The sequence below is a fragment of the Mycobacterium paraintracellulare genome (genome assembly GCF_000276825.1).
GTDB classification, from domain to species: Bacteria; Actinomycetota; Actinomycetes; order Mycobacteriales; family Mycobacteriaceae; genus Mycobacterium; species Mycobacterium intracellulare.
This window is the reverse complement of sequence record NC_016948.1, coordinates 2,022,651-2,041,631: the sequence shown is the minus strand read 5'-3', so window position 1 is coordinate 2,041,631 and position 18,981 is coordinate 2,022,651. Positions and strand designations below refer to the sequence as shown.

The 18,981-nt window shown below is 67.5% G+C and carries 15 protein-coding genes, 1 tRNA gene and 1 pseudogene; 6 read left to right on the top strand and 11 right to left on the bottom strand.

All coding sequences use genetic code 11. The annotated features are described in order from the left end of the window. Positions 1 to 78: 78 nt before the first annotated feature. Positions 79 to 1,373 (bottom strand): IS3 family transposase gene (locus tag OCQ_RS09545; protein ID WP_139826619.1). Its coding sequence is split into 2 segments (ribosomal slippage): positions 79 to 1,100 and positions 1,100 to 1,373, totalling 1,296 coding nucleotides; the frame shifts between segments, so codons are not numbered across the junction. A 134-nt stretch (positions 1,374 to 1,507) separates the two neighbouring features. Between OCQ_RS09545 and OCQ_RS27030 the strand changes: the two genes are divergently transcribed. Beyond that, positions 1,508 to 1,948 carry a hypothetical protein gene (locus OCQ_RS27030; RefSeq protein WP_232065586.1) on the top strand — a complete coding sequence of 147 codons (441 nt, stop codon included), beginning with the start codon at positions 1,508 to 1,510 and terminating at the stop codon, positions 1,946 to 1,948. A gap of 791 nt (positions 1,949 to 2,739) precedes the next feature. Here OCQ_RS27030 and OCQ_RS09525 read toward each other — a convergent pair. From OCQ_RS09525 to OCQ_RS09500, 6 genes are all read right to left on the bottom strand, one after another. Continuing rightward, positions 2,740 to 2,813: transfer RNA gene (locus tag OCQ_RS09525), tRNA-Ile, on the bottom strand. A 130-nt stretch (positions 2,814 to 2,943) separates the two neighbouring features. Continuing rightward, the gene (locus OCQ_RS09520; RefSeq protein WP_051019733.1) at positions 2,944 to 3,363 is read right to left on the bottom strand and encodes a DUF732 domain-containing protein; all 420 of its coding nucleotides are present in this window, start codon (positions 3,361 to 3,363) and stop codon (positions 2,944 to 2,946) included. 325 nt (positions 3,364 to 3,688) lie between these two features. Then, complete coding sequence (locus OCQ_RS09515; protein ID WP_009953104.1) at positions 3,689 to 4,087, bottom strand: hypothetical protein; 399 nt, start codon at positions 4,085 to 4,087, stop codon at positions 3,689 to 3,691. A gap of 438 nt (positions 4,088 to 4,525) precedes the next feature. Then, positions 4,526 to 5,392 carry a carboxymuconolactone decarboxylase family protein gene (locus OCQ_RS09510; protein ID WP_009953103.1) on the bottom strand — a complete coding sequence of 289 codons (867 nt, stop codon included), beginning with the start codon at positions 5,390 to 5,392 and terminating at the stop codon, positions 4,526 to 4,528. A 41-nt stretch (positions 5,393 to 5,433) separates the two neighbouring features. Then, positions 5,434 to 6,807: a TldD/PmbA family protein gene (locus tag OCQ_RS09505; RefSeq protein ID WP_014384413.1), complete on the bottom strand. Its 1,374-nt coding sequence runs from the start codon at positions 6,805 to 6,807 to the stop codon at positions 5,434 to 5,436. Continuing rightward, the gene (locus OCQ_RS09500) at positions 6,804 to 8,321 is read right to left on the bottom strand and encodes a TldD/PmbA family protein (protein ID WP_014384412.1); all 1,518 of its coding nucleotides are present in this window, start codon (positions 8,319 to 8,321) and stop codon (positions 6,804 to 6,806) included. Before OCQ_RS09500 ends, OCQ_RS09505 begins: the two co-directional genes overlap by 4 nt. 58 nt (positions 8,322 to 8,379) lie before the next feature. Here OCQ_RS09500 and OCQ_RS09495 point away from each other — a divergent pair, with 58 nt between their 5' ends. Genes OCQ_RS09495 through OCQ_RS09485 form a run of 3 tightly spaced genes read left to right on the top strand, consistent with a single transcriptional unit; the run spans position 8,380 to position 11,412 of the window. Next, complete coding sequence (locus tag OCQ_RS09495; RefSeq protein ID WP_008255663.1) at positions 8,380 to 9,264, top strand: carbohydrate ABC transporter permease; 885 nt, start codon at positions 8,380 to 8,382, stop codon at positions 9,262 to 9,264. Then, positions 9,251 to 10,075 (top strand): carbohydrate ABC transporter permease, encoded by an 825-nt coding sequence (locus OCQ_RS09490; RefSeq protein WP_014384411.1) that lies wholly within the window; start codon positions 9,251 to 9,253, stop codon positions 10,073 to 10,075. Before OCQ_RS09495 ends, OCQ_RS09490 begins: the two co-directional genes overlap by 14 nt. After that, entirely contained in the window at positions 10,072 to 11,412 is a 1,341-nt protein-coding gene (locus OCQ_RS09485; protein ID WP_014384410.1) for an extracellular solute-binding protein, read from the top strand. Before OCQ_RS09490 ends, OCQ_RS09485 begins: the two co-directional genes overlap by 4 nt. Positions 11,413 to 11,420: 8 nt before the next feature. Here the strand turns inward: OCQ_RS09485 and OCQ_RS09480 are convergent, their stop codons facing one another. The 4 genes and pseudogenes from OCQ_RS09480 to OCQ_RS09470 all read right to left on the bottom strand — a co-directional run bounded on the left by OCQ_RS09480 (position 11,421) and on the right by OCQ_RS09470 (position 15,890). Then, positions 11,421 to 12,875, bottom strand: coding sequence for an amino acid permease (locus OCQ_RS09480; RefSeq protein ID WP_014384409.1), 1,455 nt, complete (start codon positions 12,873 to 12,875; stop codon positions 11,421 to 11,423). Between the two features lie 42 nt (positions 12,876 to 12,917). Then, positions 12,918 to 12,992: pseudogene (locus tag OCQ_RS27330) on the bottom strand (hypothetical protein); the annotation flags it as partial. 10 nt (positions 12,993 to 13,002) lie between these two features. Further along, entirely contained in the window at positions 13,003 to 13,857 is an 855-nt protein-coding gene (locus tag OCQ_RS09475; RefSeq protein ID WP_008255659.1) for an energy-coupling factor transporter transmembrane component T family protein, read from the bottom strand. Further along, positions 13,854 to 15,890 (bottom strand): ATP-binding cassette domain-containing protein, encoded by a 2,037-nt coding sequence (locus OCQ_RS09470; protein ID WP_232065585.1) that lies wholly within the window; start codon positions 15,888 to 15,890, stop codon positions 13,854 to 13,856. The genes OCQ_RS09475 and OCQ_RS09470 overlap by 4 nt, the downstream gene beginning before the upstream one ends. Positions 15,891 to 15,999: 109 nt before the next feature. On the opposite strand from OCQ_RS09470, the gene OCQ_RS09465 reads away from it, so the two are divergent. Both OCQ_RS09465 and OCQ_RS09460 read left to right on the top strand, forming a co-directional pair. After that, on the top strand, positions 16,000 to 16,488 hold the full coding sequence (locus tag OCQ_RS09465) for a MarR family winged helix-turn-helix transcriptional regulator (RefSeq protein WP_008255657.1): 489 nt from the start codon (positions 16,000 to 16,002) through the stop codon (positions 16,486 to 16,488). Between the two features lie 114 nt (positions 16,489 to 16,602). Further along, positions 16,603 to 18,939 (top strand): ATP-binding cassette domain-containing protein, encoded by a 2,337-nt coding sequence (locus tag OCQ_RS09460; RefSeq protein WP_041785548.1) that lies wholly within the window; start codon positions 16,603 to 16,605, stop codon positions 18,937 to 18,939. The last annotated feature ends 42 nt before the right edge of the window (positions 18,940 to 18,981 follow it).

Genomic DNA, 18,981 nt, shown 5'->3' with positions numbered 1-18,981 from the left:
GGGGATCAGGTCTGGAGCCTAAGGGCCTAAGGGGTGCCCCGCCGTCGGAAGGTGGCCGGTATTGAACCATCCCGAGTTTCATGCACCCTCGGGGTTCTGTGAGCCGGCCGATTGGTCGGTCACGAGTTGGGAATAGTAGCGGGTCTCGGCTTCGGCGGGTGGGATGCGTCCGAGGCGGTGCATGAGGCGCTGCTGGTTGTACCAGGCGACGTAGTCGGCGGTGATGTACTCGACGTCGCCCACGGTGTTGAGCTTGCCGCGGCGGAACGGGGAGTCGGCTCGGACGCACTCGTTTTTGTAGAGCCCGATCGTGGTCTCGGCCAACGCGTTATCGTAGGCGTCACCGACACTACCGACCGACGGTCGGATCCCCGAAAGACTCAGTGTCTCACCGAATCTCACGCTCGTATATTGCGACCCGGCATCGCTGTGGTGGATCGCACCGTCGATCGGATGCCCCTGGCGGCGGCGTAGTGCGGCGGCCTGACGGATGGCTGATTCGACGAAGCGGGTGTGCTTGGAGGCCGACGCCTCCCACCCCAAGATGGCTCCGGCATAAGCGTCGATGACAAACGCGACATAGACGAAGATCCCGGTCACCAACTTCACGTAGGTGAAGTCAGCCACGAGCAGCAGGTTGGGAGCGGGCACGGCGAACTGGCGGTCCACCAGATCCGGTGGCCGCACCGCGGCCGGGTCCGGGATCGTGGTGCGCACCTTCTTGCAGCGTCGCACGCCCTGCCAGCCGTTTTTACGCATCAGCCGTTCCACCGTGGACTTGGCCACCGGGATGCCCTCGCGCTGCAGATGGGCCCACATCTTCAGCGACCCGTACAGCGACTCCGGTTTGCGGCGGCCCTGCTCGTCGGGCTCGTAGCAGCCGGCCAGGATCTGCGTGATCGTGGCATCCCACAGGGCCCGTTTCGAGGGCGCCCGCGTAGCCCAGGCGTGAAACGTTCTCGGGGCGATCGGCATCCCGTGCTCGGAGAGCACGCGGCAGATCGGAGCGACCCCGAAACGGTCCCTGTTCTCGGCGATGAACTCGCAGACCGTGGCTGTCAGCGGCGGTTGCGCGGGTCGCTCTCCCGCACGAAGAAACTCGTTGCCGCTTTGAGGATTTCGATGGTCTGCTCCAGCTCGGCGTTACGGCGCTTGAGCGCGCGGATCTGCGCCGCAGCGTCACTGGACACACCGTCGCGCTCACCCTCGTCGACCTGATGCCGACGGATCCAACTTCGCAGCGTCTCGGCGGTCATCCCCAGCCGCTGAGACACCGCAGTGATCGCCGCCCACTCGCTTGGATAGTCATCACGATGATCCAGCACCAAACGCACAGCCCTGGCCCGGGTCTCCGGGTCGTACTTGCTCGCCACGACATGCACCTTCCCAAGAAGAGAGGTGCGCATCAAACGCGGGACGGTTCATATCGCGGTACCAGTCCGCCGTGCGAGAACCGCATCGGCTAATGCCTTCGCGGTTTATGTCGTTGCTGCCCTCCACTTGGGCCATGTCCGGTGGCGATCACTACCCACTTGACTTGCTGGGTGTTACGCACGGGTGGCGGTGGTACCGGGTGGAGGGCGGCAAGCTGCATTCGCCTCTGCAGGGCTATCCACTACAGCTACCACGCGATGGCCATTTGCCCGGTGCCTACTTCATTCCCAGTGCAGTCCGAATGTGGCCGATGGTGCTTATGCTGCGCGACAAGCGTTGGTACGACTTCGCTTTGACATTCGGCACCGTATCCGGCCCTTTTCAACGGGACTTCCAAATGCCGCGCGTGGGGTCCATGTCAGCCAGCGACTATCAGGCCCAGGTGATCCTGTCGGACGGCAACGTTGATATCGATGATGAGTGGTATGACCTTCCCGTTTTCCAGCAGGAAATCGAGCTGGACATGTTGAAGCGCGTCGAATCTGCCGTAGGGCGCTTGGCCGATACCTCCTGACGGGCGCCATCGCGGGGTGTGTGGCGAAGGCAGATGCCGGGGTGGGTTCACTGTGAAGTTGTCAAGGTGCTGGCCTAAGCGATAGGCGTGCTGTGCCAGTCGCGGAATCGAACCGCGATTCGGGCAATAGGAAGCCGGAGACCCCAGTCTGGCTAGAAGCCTTAGCGCTTCAACTCCGTAACCGGCGGGAAACCGCCACCCTGCGCGGCCTTCGGAAGCAACGTTGTCACCACCTGGTACCACCGGTCCCCGTCGCGATCTGTGTAGGCGGGCGTGAAATGAATCGAATGCCCATCTTCGGCGAAACATCTGACGAGCTCTCCAAGCTCTCGATCACTGTCAAACGCGCAGTAGAAGGATGAATGCGCGCCAGTGCGAGCCTTGCTGTCGGTAGTCATTGCTATCCCTTCGGTGTGAACGGCCGCTCTTTAGCGGCCATCTCCACGGTAAGCAGGTTGCGCTTTGCTGCACAAGGGATTTCGGCCGGAGCGATAGGGCTTTGAACAGCTATTACCGGCGGAATGGCGTTACCGTAGCTATTAGCTGCTGTACGGCACTTGGGCGGTTTAGCGGCTGAATTGGCAACAAGGGTGCTGCAGCAGCTGCAGGAGGGGTGACTGTGGCTGGCGGGCCTGCTTGAGGTGAGGCTGGCCAGTGGGGTCACCGGAAGGCAGCCCGGCGATCAAAAGCCGTCGGAATGTGGACGCGGTGTGGACGCGGCGCTGTTTTCAGGCAGACGCGGCACACAGCGACAGAGCCGAAAATATGCCTCTACCTGCAGAAACGTGAAGTGGGGCGGGCGGGGCTCGAACCCGCGACCAACGGATTATGAGTCCGCGGCTCTAACCAACTGAGCTACCGCCCCCGACGGGGTAGTTCCGTAGGAAACCGTAGCCGAAGACCGGAATCAGTGTCCGTCGGGCGGCAGGCGCCCACATGGCAGGTCACACAGCGATGGGCGCCACGTCGCGGTGGCGCCCATCGACAAAACGCACTCAGGCGGGCGACGACGCCTGTGCCGCCTGTCCCTTGATCGCGGGGATCATTTCCGGCGCGTAGACGAAGATCGCGGACTCGACCTCCCACTCAGCCTGCTCCGGCTTCAGCGGGGTCGTGTTGGTCACCATGTTCACGAGCCGTTTCCCGGCGGCCAACGGATTGTCAGCGCTGCGGACCTGGTCGGCGAACCAGCGGCCCTCGGCGGTCATGTTGCAGTCGTTGAACTCGGCGGAGTGGATCATCTTGTTCTGCGCAAGCAGGTTGATGTACTGGTCGTCCTTCGGGGTCATGTTGCAGGCGGCCGCTGCCTGCGGCGCGGACAACAGCGCTCCGCCCAGCATCGACGTCGCCACGACGGCGCCGGCCGCCCCCAACGCCAGCATCTGCCCGCACGAGCGTGTACGTCTGATGGTCATCTTTCGAACTCCTTCGCGTAGATATTTGCTGATCCACCTGTCGCACACCAATGGGTACACGGACAGAGAGCACGACAAACGGCGGGAGTACAAACAATGGATGAACAAAGAAGGCTGAAAACACTAGCGCGAGAAGCTATTTGAGCGACCGCTCCGCTCAGGGATCGACGAGCTTCTCCACCGGCACGGCGGCGTCCGGCATCGCCGTCAGCGGTTCAATGTGCCGCTATTCAATTAGCTGACAGCATCAAATACAGCGGATCAAATTCAAAGCCGTTGCGGCCGTTGGATATTCGTTAGGCAGGGCAGACGCGGGCCCGGGGGATCAAGACTCCGTCGGCCAGTTTTGCTTGGCGGCCTGGTCCTTGATCTTTGGGATCACTTCCGGCGCGTACACATAGATCGCCGACTCGACTTCCCACTCGGCTTTGTCGGCCTTGAGCGGCGTCGTGTTGGTCACCATGTTGACGAGTTCTTTGGCCCGACCGAACGGATCGGACGAGCTCTTCACCTGGTTGGCGAACCACCGGCCCTCGGCGGCCTCATGACAGTCGCTGTACTCGGCGGTGTGCACCATGTTGTTCTGCGCGAGCAGGTTGATGTATTGGTCATCCGCAGGGCTCAAGTCGCACGTCGCCGAAGCCACGGGCGCTGAAAGCACCGCTCCGCCGAACATCGAGGCCCCCAGCGCGACACCGGCAGCCCAGACCGACGACACCCGCATGCGCGAGCGGGTACGGGTGCTTGTCATGTTCGAACCTCCCTCTGCGCAGGAACTCGATTGGCTCCGACGCAAACCCAAGCTACGAATGCTGCAAACAACGAACCGGGAAATCCATCGGCATGACGGCTCATGACGTACGTCCCATGGCCACCCGGCTGGGGCCACGCTGCCATTTCGCTACCGTCACGTCTCAGTGGTCATTTCAGTGTCGGCGACGGGGCTTAAGTTATCCAACGACCCCCGCACACAGCGAAAACGCACGCTTGCGCGTCGATGTACGAATGGTTAACATTTCGTGCCCTCGCGCCCGGATGAGCTCCTGGCTCACCCGCCGGCCACGTCGCGGCGCAAACGTCGCAGAGCCCTGCCGCCGGGCGTCGCGGTCCGCGCAGCTAAACGGCGGGCGGCAATCGACTACCGGGTTAACACCGGCCGCGGTCAGCTAAATACCGTGTGCCCCTCGGCGTCGATCAGATACCGCTCGGTGCCGCTCTCGACGCGTGGGGCGTCGGCGCCCAATGACACGGCGACTTTGTTGCTGGCATTGCGCATGATGTCGAAGGTGAGCTCGACGGATTCCGCCTCGGAGAAGCGGGAGCGCACCTCGGCGGCATCGTCGGCGGCGAGGTGCGCAGGGGTCCAAATTAACCCATCCGCATAGCGCAGCGCTGCTTTTGCGCGGTCGTCGAGCAAACCCGACGATTCGAACCGCTCGATCTCCTCGTACAGCGTTTCCGAACCGCCGGCGTCGAGCGCGCCGCCCTCGCGTAGCGAGTTGCACAGCCGGCAATTGTGTTGCGCCGCGCCCCGCAACCGCACCAGTTCGGAGGTGACCGGGTCCAGCGCACGCATTCGCGCCACGGCGATTAAAAAGTCGTTGAACACCAGATCCGACGGGTCGGTGGTGTGATCCCAATTGATCGGTCCGGCCGCCCAGCCCAGGTACTGCGAGCCGACCCCGAGCGCTTCCAGCCCGGCCCGCACCCGCGGGACGAAGTCGGCGATGTACATCTGCACGACGACCCCAAAGGTGCGGTCCCCGAGGTGTTTCGACAACCGGGACCGTTGCTCGGCGGTGATCGCCGCGACGTCGGCGCTGAATTGTTCGGCGAAGTCGACGACGGCCGCCTCGGCGTCGGATTCCGGCTCGCCCACCTCGACGGCCGAGGGCAGCGGCGGCAGCGACACCGTCTGCGCGCACACCCGCCGGATCAACGCCGCGATGCGCGCGTCGGCGGGCGCCGCGGGAAACAGCGCCACCAGGCGCGTGAGCTGGTCTTCTCGAACCGAAACCGGGGCCGCCATTTGTCACACGCTAGAGCGCGTGCCGCCCGGCGGCAATGGATCTATTGGGCCTGGCTCACCGAGGACATGTGGAAGTCCGGGATCCGCAGCGACGGCATCGCGGCGCGGGTCGCCCAATCTCCCCATTCGCGCGGCAGCGTCTTCTCGCTCGCACCGGCCTCGGTGGCCCGTCGCAGCAGGTCCAGCGGGCTTTCGTTGAACCGGAAATTGTTGACGGCGGCGGTCACGCGTCCGTCTTCGATGAGGTAGACGCCGTCGCGGGTGAGTCCGGTGAACAACAGGGTGGTGGAGTCGACGACCCGGATGTACCACAGCGTGGTCAACAGCAGGCCTCGCTCGGTGGCCGCGATCATCTCGTCCTGGGTGGCCGTCCCCCCGGTCATCACCAGGTTGTCGGCGGCGACGGCGACCGGGGCGTCGTACTTCTCGGCGGTGGCCCGCGGGTAGGCCAGCGCGTTGATCGCACCGTCGCGGATCCAGTCCACCTGGGTGATCTCCATGCCGTTGTCGAACACCGACAGCGTCTCCGAGGAGCTGCTCGCCGCGACGAACGGCGTGCAGGCAAGGCCGGGCGCCATCGGATCGGAGAACAGGGTCAGCGGCAGATCGGTGAGCCGCTCCCCCACCCGGGTTCCACCGCCGGGCGCCGAGAACGCGGTCCGACCCTCCTGCGCGCCGCGGCCGGACATCGACCACGCCATGTAGATCATCATGTCGGCCACGGTCGACGGCGGCATGATCGTCTCGTAGCGCCCCGCCGGCAGCTCGACGCTGCGCTGCGCCCAGCCCAGCCTGGTCGACAGCTGCTCGAGCAGCGAATCGATTGGCACATCGACGAAGTCGGGTGTCCCGACGCCCGCCCACGCGCTGGCGTCGCCGCGTTTGGCGTTGATCTCCACCGCCCCGGTGGGTTGGCTGAAACGCCGCCGCAATCCGGTCGACGATGCCAGGAACGTCGTCGAAACGCTATGGTGCGCAAAGCCGTAGAGCCGATCCGCGCCCTTGAAGCCGCGGCTCAGGGAGTCGGCCGCGTCGGCGAAGACCAGCGGCCCGGTCCCCGGCACCGGCGCGTCCCAGTCGGCGGGCACCCCGCTATCGGCGAGCAGCGGCGCGGCATCGCCGGCCTCCGGCGCCGAGCTGGCGGCCTCCTGCGAGGCCGCCACCAGGCCGGGGAGCACCCGCGGATCCGCCTCGGCGGACACGACCGTGCCGATGCGCGCGCCGCCGCCCCGACGCACCACGGAGATCACCGATACGCTGCGGCTCACCGAAACCCCGTTGGTGGTCATCGAATTGCCCGCCCAGCGCAGGGTCGCCTCGACCTTGTCGGTGACCAGCACCATCGTCTCGTCGGCGCCGCCCAGCTTGGTCGCCTCGTCGAGCACGATGTTGACGACGTGCTGCGGGCGGATCATCGCCCGCCCTCCGTCCGGGTGTTCAGCACGTTGACGCCGCGGAACAGCGCCGAGGGACAGCCGTGGCTTACCGCCGCGATCTGCCCCGGCTGGGCCTTGCCGCAGTTGAACGCCCCACCCAGGCGCCAGGTGGACCGGCCCCCCACGGCCTCCATCGAATTCCAGAAGTCGGTCGTGGTGGCCTGATAGGCGACGTCGCGCAATTGCCCGTCGAGGCGGCCGTCGCGAATGCGGAAGAACCGTTGGCCGGTGAACTGGAAGTTGTAGCGCTGCATGTCGATCGACCAGGATTTGTCGCCGACGATGTAGATGCCGTCCTCGACCCGGCCGATGAGCTCGTCGGTGCTGATGTCCTCGGGGGCCGGCTGCAGCGACACGTTGGCCATGCGTTGGATCGGCACGTGGTGCGGCGAGTCGGCGTACGAGCAGCCGTTGGAGCGCTCATGCCCCAGGCGCCGCGCGAACACCCGGTCGAGCTGATAGCCGGTGAAGATCCCGTCGCGCACCAGATCCCAACTCTGCGCGGCAACTCCTTCGTCGTCGTAACCGATGGTGGCCAAACCGAATTCGTCCGTCCGGTCCGCGGTCACGTTCATCACCGGCGACCCGTACCGCATGGTGCCCAGTTTGTCCGGTGTGGCGAACGACGTTCCGGCGTAGGCGGCCTCGTAGCCGATCGCGCGGTCGTATTCGGTTGCGTGACCGATGGATTCGTGAATCGTCAGCCACAGGTTGGTCGGGTCGATCACCAGGTCTGTGGGACCCGGAACAACGGTGGGCGCCTTCACCTTCTCGGCCAGCAGCGCCGGCAGCTGCGCCAGCTCGTCGGTCCAGTTCCAGACCTCGTCGCCAGTTAGGACCTCCCAACCCCGGCCCATCGGCGGGATCAGCGTGCGCATCGAATCGAAGCTGCCCGCCGCGGGGTCGACGGTCACCGCCTCCAGGGTGGGCTGGATGCGGACGCGCTGCTGGGTGATCGAGGATCCGAACGTGTCGGCGTAAAACGTCTGCTCCTTGACCGCGGTCAGCACGGCTGAGACGTGATCGATGCCGTCGGCGCTGAGCAGCCGCCCCGAGTAGTCCTCGAGCACGGCGATCTTGTCGGTGGTGGAGACGTCGAACGGGTCGATGCGGTAGTTCGACACCCAGGTCGCGTCGGTGTAGACGGGTTCGGGCGCCAGCTCGACGCGCTCGGTGCTCAGCATCGCCAGCGTGGTGGCGACCTGCACCGCGTGCCGCGCGGTCTCGGCGGCGACCGACGGCACCAACTCGGCGTGCGAGGCGAATCCCCAGGTGCCGTCGACGATCACCCGCACCGCCAGCCCGACCTCGCGGTTGATCACCGACGTCTCGAGCGCGCCGTCACGCAGCTGGATGATCTCGGTGGTGATGCGATGAACGCGCAGGTCGGCGTGCGTGGCCCCGGCCGCGGTGGCCGCTGCAAGCGCGGCGTCGGCCAGTTCGTGGCGCGGCAGGCCGAGGAAGTCGGCATCGATCCCCCGGTTCGGTGTCACGGCTCCACCGTAACGGCCGCTCACCCCAAACCGCGGCAGCGCCCGCTTTAATTACCCCATGGCCGGCGCCGCACGCAGGATTCGTCCTCGATCGACCGCGCTGGGCTATGCGCTGCTGGCGCCGAGCCTGTTCGGGGTCCTCGCCTTTCTGCTGTTGCCCATCCTGGTCGTGATCTGGCTGAGCCTGTGCCGGTGGGATCTGCTGGGACCGCTGCGCTTTGTGGGCCTGTCCAATTGGCGGTCGGTGCTGACCGACGGCACATTCGGCAATTCGCTGATCGTCACCGCGATCTTCGTGGCGATCGTGGTGCCGGCGCAGACGGCGCTGGGATTGCTGGCCGCGTCGATGCTGGCCCGCCAGCTTCGTGGCACCGGCCTGTTTCGCACCGTGTTTGTGCTGCCATGGATTTGCGCCCCGCTGGCGATTGCGGTGTTGTGGCGGTGGATCCTGGCTCCCACCGACGGCGCCGTGAGCACCGTGTTGGGACACAGCATCGAATGGCTTTCCGATCCTAGCTTCGCGCTGCCGCTCGTGTCGGCCGTCGTGGTGTGGACCAACGTCGGATACGTCTCGCTGTCGTTCCTGGCGGGCCTGCTGGCCATCCCCGACGAGGTCCACGCCGCCGCACGCACCGACGGCGCCAACGCGTGGCAGCGGTTCTGGCGCATCACCATACCGATGTTGCGGCCGACGACCTTCTTTGTGCTGGTGACCGGGATTGTCAGCACCGCACAGGTTTTCGACACGGTGTACGCCCTGACCGGCGGCGGGCCGGCGGGCAGCACCGACCTGGTGGCCCACCGCATCTACGCCGAGGCGTTCGGTTCGGCGGCGATCGGCCGGGCGTCGGTCATGGCGGTGGTGCTGTTCGTGATCCTGATCGGCGTCACGTTGCTTCAACATCTGTATTTTCGGCGACGGATCAGCTATGACCTCACCTAGCCGCGCCAGCAACGCGCTGATCTATTCCGGGCTGACCCTGGGCGCGTTGATCACGTTGGCGCCGTTCACCCTTGGCTTGATGACCGCGTTTACCTCGGCGCACCAATTCGTCACGGGTACGCCGCTGCAGCTGCCGCGGCCACCGACGCTCGCAAACTTCACCGACCTCGCCGGCGCCGGGTTCGGCCGCGCGGCGGCGGTCACCGCGTTGATGACGGCGGTGATTCTGGTGGGCCAGTTGACATTTTCCGTGCTGGCCGCGTACGCCTTCGCGCGCTTGCAGTTTCCCGGGCGCGACGCGCTGTTCTGGGTGTACATCGCGACGCTGATGGTGCCGGCGACGGTCACGATCGTGCCGATGTATCTCATGATGGCCCAGCTAGGCCTGCGCAACACGTTCTGGGCGCTGGTGCTGCCGTTCATGTTCGGCTCGCCCTACGCGATCTTCTTGCTGCGCGAGCACTTTCGCATGATCCCGAACGACTTGGTCAACGCCGCCCGCCTGGACGGCGCCAACACGCTGGACGAGATCGTGCACGTGGTGATCCCGTCGAGCCGGCCTGTCCTGGCCGCCCTGGCGCTGATCACCGTGGTCTCGCAGTGGAACAACTTCATGTGGCCGTTGGTGATCACGAGCGGCCACAAGTGGCGGGTGCTCACCGTGGCGACCGCCGACCTGCAGTCGCGGTTCAACTCCCAATGGACGCTGGTGATGGCGGCCACCACCATTGCCATCGCCCCGCTCATCGTGCTGTTCGTGGCCTTCCAGCGCCACATCGTCGCCTCGATCGTCGTCTCGGGGCTCAAGTGACCCGGCCCCGGTTTTCCACGCTGGTCGCCGGAGCGCTCGGGGCGGTTGCGGTGTTGCTGGCGGCGACGGCGGTGCTGCTGGATTACTCGGGTCAGCCCCATGGCGGCAAGACCATTGTGACGGTGCGTATCTGGGGCGATCAGATCGCCGCGGCCTATCGGCAATCGTTCCAGGAGTTCAGTCGCGCCCATCCCGACATCGAAGTGCACGTCAACTTGGTGGCGTATTCGACCTACTTCAATACCCTGCGCACCGACGTGGCGGGCGGCAGCGCCGATGACATCTTCTGGCTGTCCAACGCCTACCTCGCGGCGTACGCCGACAGCGGCCGGTTGCTGGATATCGGTGCGGCGCTGGGCCCCACCGCCGCGTCGGACTGGGAGCGACCGGTCGTCGAGCAGTTCACCCGCAACGGCACGCTTTGGGGCGTGCCGCAGCTGACCGACGCCGGGATCGCGTTGTACTACAACGCCGACCTGCTGGGCGCGGCCGGCGTCGACCCTGCCCAGTTGAGCACGTTGCGATGGGGTCCCGACGAGCGGGACACGCTGCGGCCCGTCCTCGCCCGGCTCACCGTCGATGCCGACGGAAACCGCGGCGATAGCAAGGGATTCGACGCCGGGCGGGTGCGGCAGTGGGGATACAACGCGGCCAATGACCCCCAGGGGATCTACCTGAACTACATCGGGTCGGCCGGCGGTGTGTTTCAGCGTGGCGACGAGTTCGCGTTCGACAATCCCGGGGCCGTGACCGCGTTTCAATATCTGGTCGACCTGATCAACCGCGACCACGTCGCGCCTCCCGCCGCCGACACCAACGACAACGGCGACTTTTCCCGCAACCAGTTCCTGGCCGGCCGGATGGCGCTGTTCCAGTCCGGTACCTACAACTTGGCCCCGGTGGCCCGCGACGCCCGCTTCCATTGGGGTGTGGCGCTAATGCCGTCGGGCCCGGCGGGCCGGGTCAGCGTCACCAACGGCATTGCCGCGGCGGGCAATGCGGCATCACGGCATCCCGACGCGGTGCGCCGGGTGCTGGCCTGGATGGGCAGCAGGCAGGGCAACGAATACCTGGGCCGCCACGGTGCGGCGATCCCCGCGGTGTCGTCGGCCCAGCCGGTCTACTTTCACTACTGGGCCACCCGGGGCGTCGATGTCACGCCCTTCTTCACCGTGCTGAACGGCCCGCGCATCGCGGCGCCCGGCGGCGCGGGGTTTGCCGCGGGCAATGACGCCCTGCAGCCGTATTTCGACGAAATGTTCCTGGGCCGCGGCGATGTCGCGTCGACGTTACGGCGCGCTCAGGCGGCGGCCAACGCCGCCGCGGCGCGTCAGTGAGCGCCTGATCACGGCGAGCCGCTCGAAACCTCGCCGACCGTCTCGTCGTTGAGCGCGCTGTGGTGGCGGCCCCAGACGAAATAGAAAACCAACGCCAGCACGACCCAGCCGCTGAACGCGACCCAGGTGTACCAGTGCAGGCTGGCGAGGATGTACCCGCAGGCCGCCACCGAAAGGACCGGCGTGACAGGGTAACCCGGGACCTTGAAGCCCCGCGGCAAGTCGGGCTCGCGCACCCGTAAGACGATCACTCCGACAGAAACCACCACGAACGCGGTCAGGGTGCCGATGGACACCATGTCCGCGAGCTTTTGCAGCGGGACGAAGGCGGCCAACGTCGAGGCCGCGAGCGCGACGATCACCGTGTTGTTCACCGGGGTCATGGTGCGCGGGTTCACTTTTGCGAACCTCGCGGGCAGCAGGCCGTCCCGCCCCATGGCGAACAGGATGCGCGTCAGGCCGTACATGGTGACCAGCGTGACGCTGAAGATCGAAATGACCGCGCCCGCAGCGAGGATCGAGCCAGCCCAGCTCCCGTGGGTGACGTTCTCGAGAATCGTTGCCAGCCCGGCCTCCTGCTGTCCGGCGAAAGCTTGCCAGGGCTGCGCGCCCAGTGCGGCCACCGCAACCAATACGTAGACGCCGGTGACGGTCAGCAGCGCGGCGATCAGCGCGCGCGGCATGGTCTTCTGCGGGTTGTTCACCTCGTCACCCGCGGTGGACACGGCATCGAGGCCGATGTAGGAGAAGAAGATGGTGCCCGCGGCCGACCCGATGCCCGCGACGCCGAACGGCGCGAAGTCCCGCAGGTGGTGCGCGTCGAACGCGGTGAAGGCGACGATCGCGAACACGACGAGCACGCCGAGCTTGATCATCACCATGATGGCGTTGACCTTCGCCGATTCGCTGGCGCCGCGGATGAGCAGCAACGCGCACATCCCGATCAGCGCGATCGCCGGCACGTTCAAATAGCCGGGCTGCGCGTCCCACGGCGCGGCCGACAAGGCATGTGGCAGTTGAAATCCCACCACGTTGCTCAGCAGCCTGTTGAGGTAGCCGCTCCAGTTGACCGCGACAGCGGCGGTGGCCACCCCGTATTCCAGAAGCAGGCAGGCCGCCACGCCCATCGCCACCACCTCCCCGAGCGTGGTGTACGCGTACGAGTACGACGAACCCGAAACCGGCACCGCCGAGGCCAATTCGGCGTAGCACAGGGCCGCGAGGCCGGCGGCGAGGCCCGCCAGCAGGAAGGAGACGATGACTCCCGGCCCGGCCTCGGGCACGGCCACGGACATGACGAAGAAGATGCCGGTGCCGATGGTCGAGCCGACCCCGAACATGGTCAGCTGAAAGGTGCCGATGCCGCGCTTGAGGCCCTCCGCGGCACCGGGCGCGACGTGCGCGCCCACCACCGGGCGGCGCCGCAGCAGCTGCTCCTTCAGGCCAACCGACGTGGCTGCCAATTGCGCCTCCTGTTTCCGGTTCGGCGATCAGCGCCGGCGAAGCCCTCCGGACCCGTCGGCCGCCAGGTGGCGCACCCCGGGCTCGGTCCAGGTGCCCGGATCGTCGAAGGCGCGCACGGCTTCGCGCCTAGTGAAGCTGGAGGATCGAGTCGACGACCACGCCGGCGGCGCCGGCCGCGGCGGTGATCGCCAGTGTCACCCAGTCCGCGAGCTTCGGGCGTCCGGGAGCGGCCGAGAGCTGACCGATTCCGCCACGCGCGGTGATCGCATCGCCCATTTCGTCGGCGCGCCGCAACGTCACAACGATTGCCGCGGTGAGCAAGTCGATCATGTCCCGCGCCTGCTGGCGCCGGCGCGCCCGGCGGCTGCGCGGAGTCTCGTTGGGACGCAGCCGCCGGGCGGCGTAGAGCACCTGGAACTCTTCGATCAACATCGGGAAGGCGCGCAGCGCGAGCGCCAGGGCAACCGCCCATTCGTCGCTCGGGATCCGCAACCACCGCAAGGGCCGGCCCAAAGCGGCTAGCGCCGGCCCCATTTCGGCGACGTTGGTGGTCCAGGACAGCATCGCCCCCAACCCGATCAACACGATCGACAGCGCGGTGACCCGCACGAAGTGCAACGTGCCGCCCAGCCCGATATGCACGCCGGCAATCGAGACCACGGGGCTTCCGGCGCCGAGAGCGGCGGTGATGCCGCCCACCGCGAGGACGATCCATATCCAGCGCCGCGGCGAGGGCAGCGCGCCGCGGGGAATGTGCGCGAGCCGGGCCGCCGTGATCAGCAACACCAACATCAGCCCGACGCTCGCCCAACCCGGGTAGAAGGTCAGCAGTATCGAGACGCCCAGCACCACCAACAGTTTGGTGCCGGCCCACAGTTCGTGAATTTTCGACGTTCCGGGCACCGGCACCAGCAGGACGACCGGCCGGGGAGTGCGCCGTGTTTTTCCCTTCGCCGACTTGGCGTCCGCGGGCGCGGTCATGGCATGCCCCCCGCCGCCGTCGACGCCGTCTCGAGCACGCCGTTGCGCAGATACAGGGATCGCGGGCAGAGCTCCTCCAGCCCGACGATGTCGTGGGAGATGACCACCAGCGTCAAACCTCGTTCCCTGCGCAGGTTTTCCAGCAGCCGCAGCAGGCCCCGCTGACTGCCGACGTCCAATCCCGCCAGTGGTTCGTCGAGGACGAGCGCCCGCGGGGAACGGGCCAGCAGCCCGGCCAGCACGACACGGCGCATCTGGCCGCCACTGAGTTGATCGATGCGCCGCGTGCCCATCGCCGGGTCCAGGCCGACCGATATCAGCGCCTCGGCCACCCGATCTTTGTCATGATGCGAAAAGCCCGCTGCGGAAGCGACTTCGGCGTCGACGTGGTCGCGCATCAGCTGCAACCGGGCCGACTGGAACGAGAGCGCGACCTCCCCGACGTGCTCGTGGGTGGGCTCGCCGTCGATCAGGCAGGTACCGCTGGTCGGAGTCGTCAACCCCGCCATGATCCACGCCAAGGTCGATTTGCCCGACCCGTTGCCGCCGTGGATCAACACCCCGTCACCCTGCTCGACCACGAAGCTGACATCGCGCAGGGCGACCTTGGCCCACGGTGTGCCGCTGGCGTATTCGTGGCTGACGTCGACGAGCTCGAGCACCGGCGTGCGCGACGGGGCCGCGACGTGAGGCGCCTGGGCGTGGGTGGCCGGGGCCTCGGCCTTGGCGGTGTTATCCGGTGAATCGCTGAGCGTGATGATGCGGTCGGCGGAGGCGGCCTCGTTGTCGTAATGGGTGATGTGCACCAACGCGCTCTGGTGGCGTTTCGCGAGACCAGAGAGCACGCCCAGCAACGCATCTCGCCCCTGCTGGTCGACCATCGTGGTGACCTCGTCGGCGATGAGCAACGCCGGATCGCGCGCCAGCGCCGCCGCGAGCGCAAGGCGCTGCAGCTCTCCGCCGGACAGGCTGCCGGTGTCGCGCTCGGCAAGTCCCTCGAGCCCGACCTCGCGCAGCAATCCGCCCACATCGATCTCCGCCCCCGGCGGCAAACCCCACACCACGTCGTCGGCGACGCGCGTGCCCAGAACTTGACTTTTGGGGTGCTGCAAGACAATTGCGGTGCCGCCCATTTCGCCCAGCCCCACCGCGCCGGGGCGGTCGATGGTTCCCGACGTCGGCTCCCGGCCGGCCAGCATCAACATCAACGTGGTCTTGCCCGAACCGTTGGCCCCGGTCACGGCGATGTGTTCGCCGGCCTGGACGGCGAGGCTGATCTCGCGCAGCGCGTCCCGGTCGGCGCCGGGATACCGGAACGACACCTTGTCAAGCCGCACGGGGACCGGCCCCACCGGAGCACTGCCAGCACCCTCGGAGACGTCCAACTTGTGCACGTCGGGAATCTTGCGCATCCGCTCCAGGAGGCGAGACAGCGCCGACCAGCTGATGAACGAAACGATGACGACCAACAAGACCATGTACGGGAAAATCAGTAGCTGCCAGTGGTGTATCCCGTTGGCGACGTATCGCTTCAAAGCGTCGCCCACGCCCGGCAGCTGTACCCAATTCAGGAATGCCGCGACCCCGTTGGCATTGGCGGTGATGACGTCGAAGAACAGCTGCCGCAGCCGCGTCAGCACCGCCAGGACCGCGACCCACCCGGCGCCCCACAGGACTCCGGCGATCAACGACAAGAAGGCGACCGTCGGCGTGCCCCGGCCCTTGCGCTTGACGATTCCGCACAGTCCGCCGACCCAGGCGCAGTCGACGAGCATGAACAGGCTGCCCAGTCCGGCGATCAAAAAGGCGATCACCCCCCCGGCTACGGTCGCGGCCATCAGGGCGCGGGGGCGGTAGCGGTACGCCAGCAATCCCATGGGCACGGTGCCCAGCACGCCCAACCCCTGAGCGAATGGGATTACCGCGGCGAGGATCTCGATCGCCGCGCAGAGGGCCCCCATGACCGCGGCCTGTGCCAACTCATTCGGACGCAGGGCCCCTTCCCCGGGTTGCCGAATACGCAGCAAGGTCACTTGGGCGATTCTGCCAGTCCCGCGAGGGGGTGTCCGCTGAAGAAGGGTTTTGGCGCGGCACGCCTGGTCGCTTAGCCCTCGCTTAGCAAAGCTATGCAACCATGGATACATGGACAATGTCGTCGACACCGCAAAGCTCGAGGGAGCGCAGGGGCTGGGGGCCGATCTGCTCGCCGTGGTCGCGCGGCTCAACCGCCTCGCCACCCAGCGCATCCAGATGCCGCTGCCGGCCGCGCAGGCAAGGCTGCTGGCCACCATCGAAGTTCACGGCGAAGCCCGAATCGGTGACCTCGCCGCCGTCGATCACTGTTCGCAACCGACGATGACCACGCAGGTGCGTCGCCTCGAGGAAGCGGGTCTGGTGACCCGCATGGTCGACCCGGGAGACGCGCGCGCCGTCCGCATCCGCATCACCGCCGAGGGCAGGCGCACCCTCAACGCGGTCCGGGCCGACCGCGCCGCCGCGATCGAACCCCAATTGGCGCTGCTCGACGCCGGTGACCGCCAGGTGTTGATGCAAGCGGTCGACGTGTTGCGCCGACTGCTCGACGATGCCACCCTGGCCACCTCGCTCGCGGGCCGCCGTACCTCGCTGTGAACGTCACAATGCTGGAGAGCGGACCGCGAGCGCGGGTAGACACGTAACCGAACGGGCGACCGGCGCCTGACGGCGAGACCCAATCGAGCTGACCGGTGACGAAAGGTGGCGGCCATGCCGACCGAGGCTTCGGCCGTTCCGGCCTCCCCGCTGACCGTGTGGGCCGGACCGAGCAGGTATGTCTTTTCGCCGGGACGCGACGTGCTCGTCGGCTATGGCCCGGGCTGCGACATCCCGCTGGAGCGCCTCGGAAGTCCCGCGCCGCCGCCCGCGCCCCATCCGGATGTGGTGCTCCGGTTCACCGGGGCCCAATGGGTGGCCATCGATCTGAGCCACCGCGGCATCTTCCTCGACGGATTTCGCGTGCCGACGGTCGAGATCCGCGACGGCCTGGGGATCACCATCGGCGATCCCCAGCACGGCCCGCGGCTGATTTTCCAGCTCGCGCCCGCCCCCGCCGCACCGGGACACCCGCCGCCCGGCGGGCCCGATCCGCGGGTCCCCACCCAAAGCGCCACCCAGCGCATGCCCGTGGTGGCGCCCCCACCGACCCCGGCGCCCCCACCCCCGCCAGTAACGCCGCATCCCGCGGCGCTCCCTCCCTTTCAGCCACCGGTCGCACCGACGCACCCGCCCGTCGCACCGGCCGAACAACCAAAAGGCCCGGGCCTGATCGAGCGGGTGATCACCTCGAAGCTGCGCGCCCAGCGCCCCTCCATTCGCAGCGACGAGGCCAACTCCACCTTCCGTCTGCCGCTGCGAACCGCGGCGCGCACCACCGGGGTGACGGCGTACCAGCTGGGCCTTGCCGTCGACGGGCGGCAGATCCTGTCGGACATCTCGTTCGGGGCCCGTCCGGGCACCATGACCGCCGTCATCGGGCCCTCCGCCGCGCGCAATTCCGCGCTGCTGGCCGTGCTGGCCGGCACCAGGGCACCCAGCTCCGGGCGCGCCACCGTCGATGGGCACGACGTGCACGCCGAACTGCAAGCCATGCGCAGCCGCATCGGGATCGTCGCGCGTGACGACCGGCTGCACCGCCAGCTCACGGTCGAACAGGCCGTGCAGTACGCCGCCGAAGTCCGGCTGCCACCGGAGGCCTCGGCCGAGCAGCGCGAGCGGGTTGTCGGCCAGGTGCTCGACGAGCTCGACCTGACGCCGCACCGCGCCACCCGGATCCGCAAGCTCGCCCCCGAGGTGCGCCGGTGCGCCGCCCTGGCGATCGAGCTGATCACCCGGCCGAGCCTGCTCGTGGTCGACGAACCCACCGCCGGGCTGGACCCGGCGCAACAGCGCCACGTCATGGCGGTGCTGCGGCGCCAGGCCAATATCGGCTGTGTCGTCGTCGTCGCGATCTCGGCGCGCGCGTCGCTCACCGACGTCGACACGTGCGATCAGGTGCTGGTACTCACCGGGACGGGCAAGGTCGCGTACCTGGGCACACCCCTCGACGCCGGATCCGCCATGGGCGCCACCGACTGGTCGCAGGTCCTCGCCCGGGTGGGCGCCGATCCCGACGGAACGCACGCCGCATTCCGCGCGCGGCCGCAGCCGTTGACCGCCCCGCCCGAGGTCGCCGCGCCGTGGACGCCGCCGGCCGGGCTGCCCCGGCACCGCCAGATCCGGTTGCTGGCCCGACGGGAGGTCCGCCTGCTCCTGGCCCATCGCAGCTACTTCGCGTTCCTGGCGATCCTGCCGTTCGCGCTGGCGGGGCTGACGCTGCTGATCCCGGGCGACGCAGGCCTGACGCGGCCCGGGCCGAGCGGCGCCAACGGGCACGAAGCCATCGAAATCCTCGCCGCCCTCAACGTCGGCGCGGTGATCCTGGGCACGGCCCTGACCATCCGCGCCCTGGTCCTCGAGCACCGCGTCTTCCGCCGGGAACAACAGGTAGGACTGTCCGCGCCGGCCTACCTGGCCGCCAAGCTCACGGTGTACGCGCTGGCCGCCGCCCTGTGGACCGCCGTCATGTTCGCGATCGTCGTCGCCGTGCGGGGCGGACCGGCGGGCGACGCCGCGTTGCTGCGCAACGCCACGGTCGAGCTCTACGTCACCGCGGCGGCCACCGCGATCGTGTCCGCGGTGATCGGCCTCACCCTCTCGGCGCTGGGCACCGCGCTCCGGCAAGTCCTACCGCTGGTGGTCCCGGTGATCCTGGCGTCCGCGCTCTTCAACGGGAGCCTGGTGCAGCTGGTGAGCCTGTGGGGGTTGCAGCAGATCAGCTGGTTCGTCCCGGCCCAGTGGGGCTTCGCGGCCTCGGCGTCCACGGTGAATCTGCGCAGGACCGACGCGCTGGCCGCCAACGTCTTGACGTGGACCCACTACAGCGGCTGGTGGGTCTTCGACATGGTGATGCTCGGCCTGTTCGGTGCCGTCGCGGCCGGGTTCACGCTCTACCGGCTGCGCTCGCCGCTGCCCGGCCAGCACCGCCCACCGGTCCGCGGCACCTGAACCGTCGTTCTTGTTCCCCGCGGCGCGAGCCGCGCATTACTG

What these genes read in the sequence shown, in the direction of transcription:
- OCQ_RS27030 (WP_232065586.1), top strand. Translation starts at nt 1,508, where the DNA reads ATGTCCGGTGGCGATCACTACCCACTTGACTTGCTGGGTGTTACGCAC.
- OCQ_RS09520 (WP_051019733.1), bottom strand. Translation starts at nt 3,363, where the DNA reads ATGACCATCAGACGTACACGCTCGTGCGGGCAGATGCTGGCGTTGGGG.
- OCQ_RS09515 (WP_009953104.1), bottom strand. Translation starts at nt 4,087, where the DNA reads ATGCGGGTGTCGTCGGTCTGGGCTGCCGGTGTCGCGCTGGGGGCCTCG.
- OCQ_RS09510 (WP_009953103.1), bottom strand. Translation starts at nt 5,392, where the DNA reads ATGGCGGCCCCGGTTTCGGTTCGAGAAGACCAGCTCACGCGCCTGGTG.
- OCQ_RS09505 (WP_014384413.1), bottom strand. Translation starts at nt 6,807, where the DNA reads ATGATCCGCCCGCAGCACGTCGTCAACATCGTGCTCGACGAGGCGACC.
- OCQ_RS09495 (WP_008255663.1), top strand. Translation starts at nt 8,380, where the DNA reads ATGGCCGGCGCCGCACGCAGGATTCGTCCTCGATCGACCGCGCTGGGC.
- OCQ_RS09490 (WP_014384411.1), top strand. Translation starts at nt 9,251, where the DNA reads ATGACCTCACCTAGCCGCGCCAGCAACGCGCTGATCTATTCCGGGCTG.
- OCQ_RS09475 (WP_008255659.1), bottom strand. Translation starts at nt 13,857, where the DNA reads ATGACCGCGCCCGCGGACGCCAAGTCGGCGAAGGGAAAAACACGGCGC.
- OCQ_RS09465 (WP_008255657.1), top strand. Translation starts at nt 16,000, where the DNA reads ATGGACAATGTCGTCGACACCGCAAAGCTCGAGGGAGCGCAGGGGCTG.
- OCQ_RS09460 (WP_041785548.1), top strand. Translation starts at nt 16,603, where the DNA reads ATGCCGACCGAGGCTTCGGCCGTTCCGGCCTCCCCGCTGACCGTGTGG.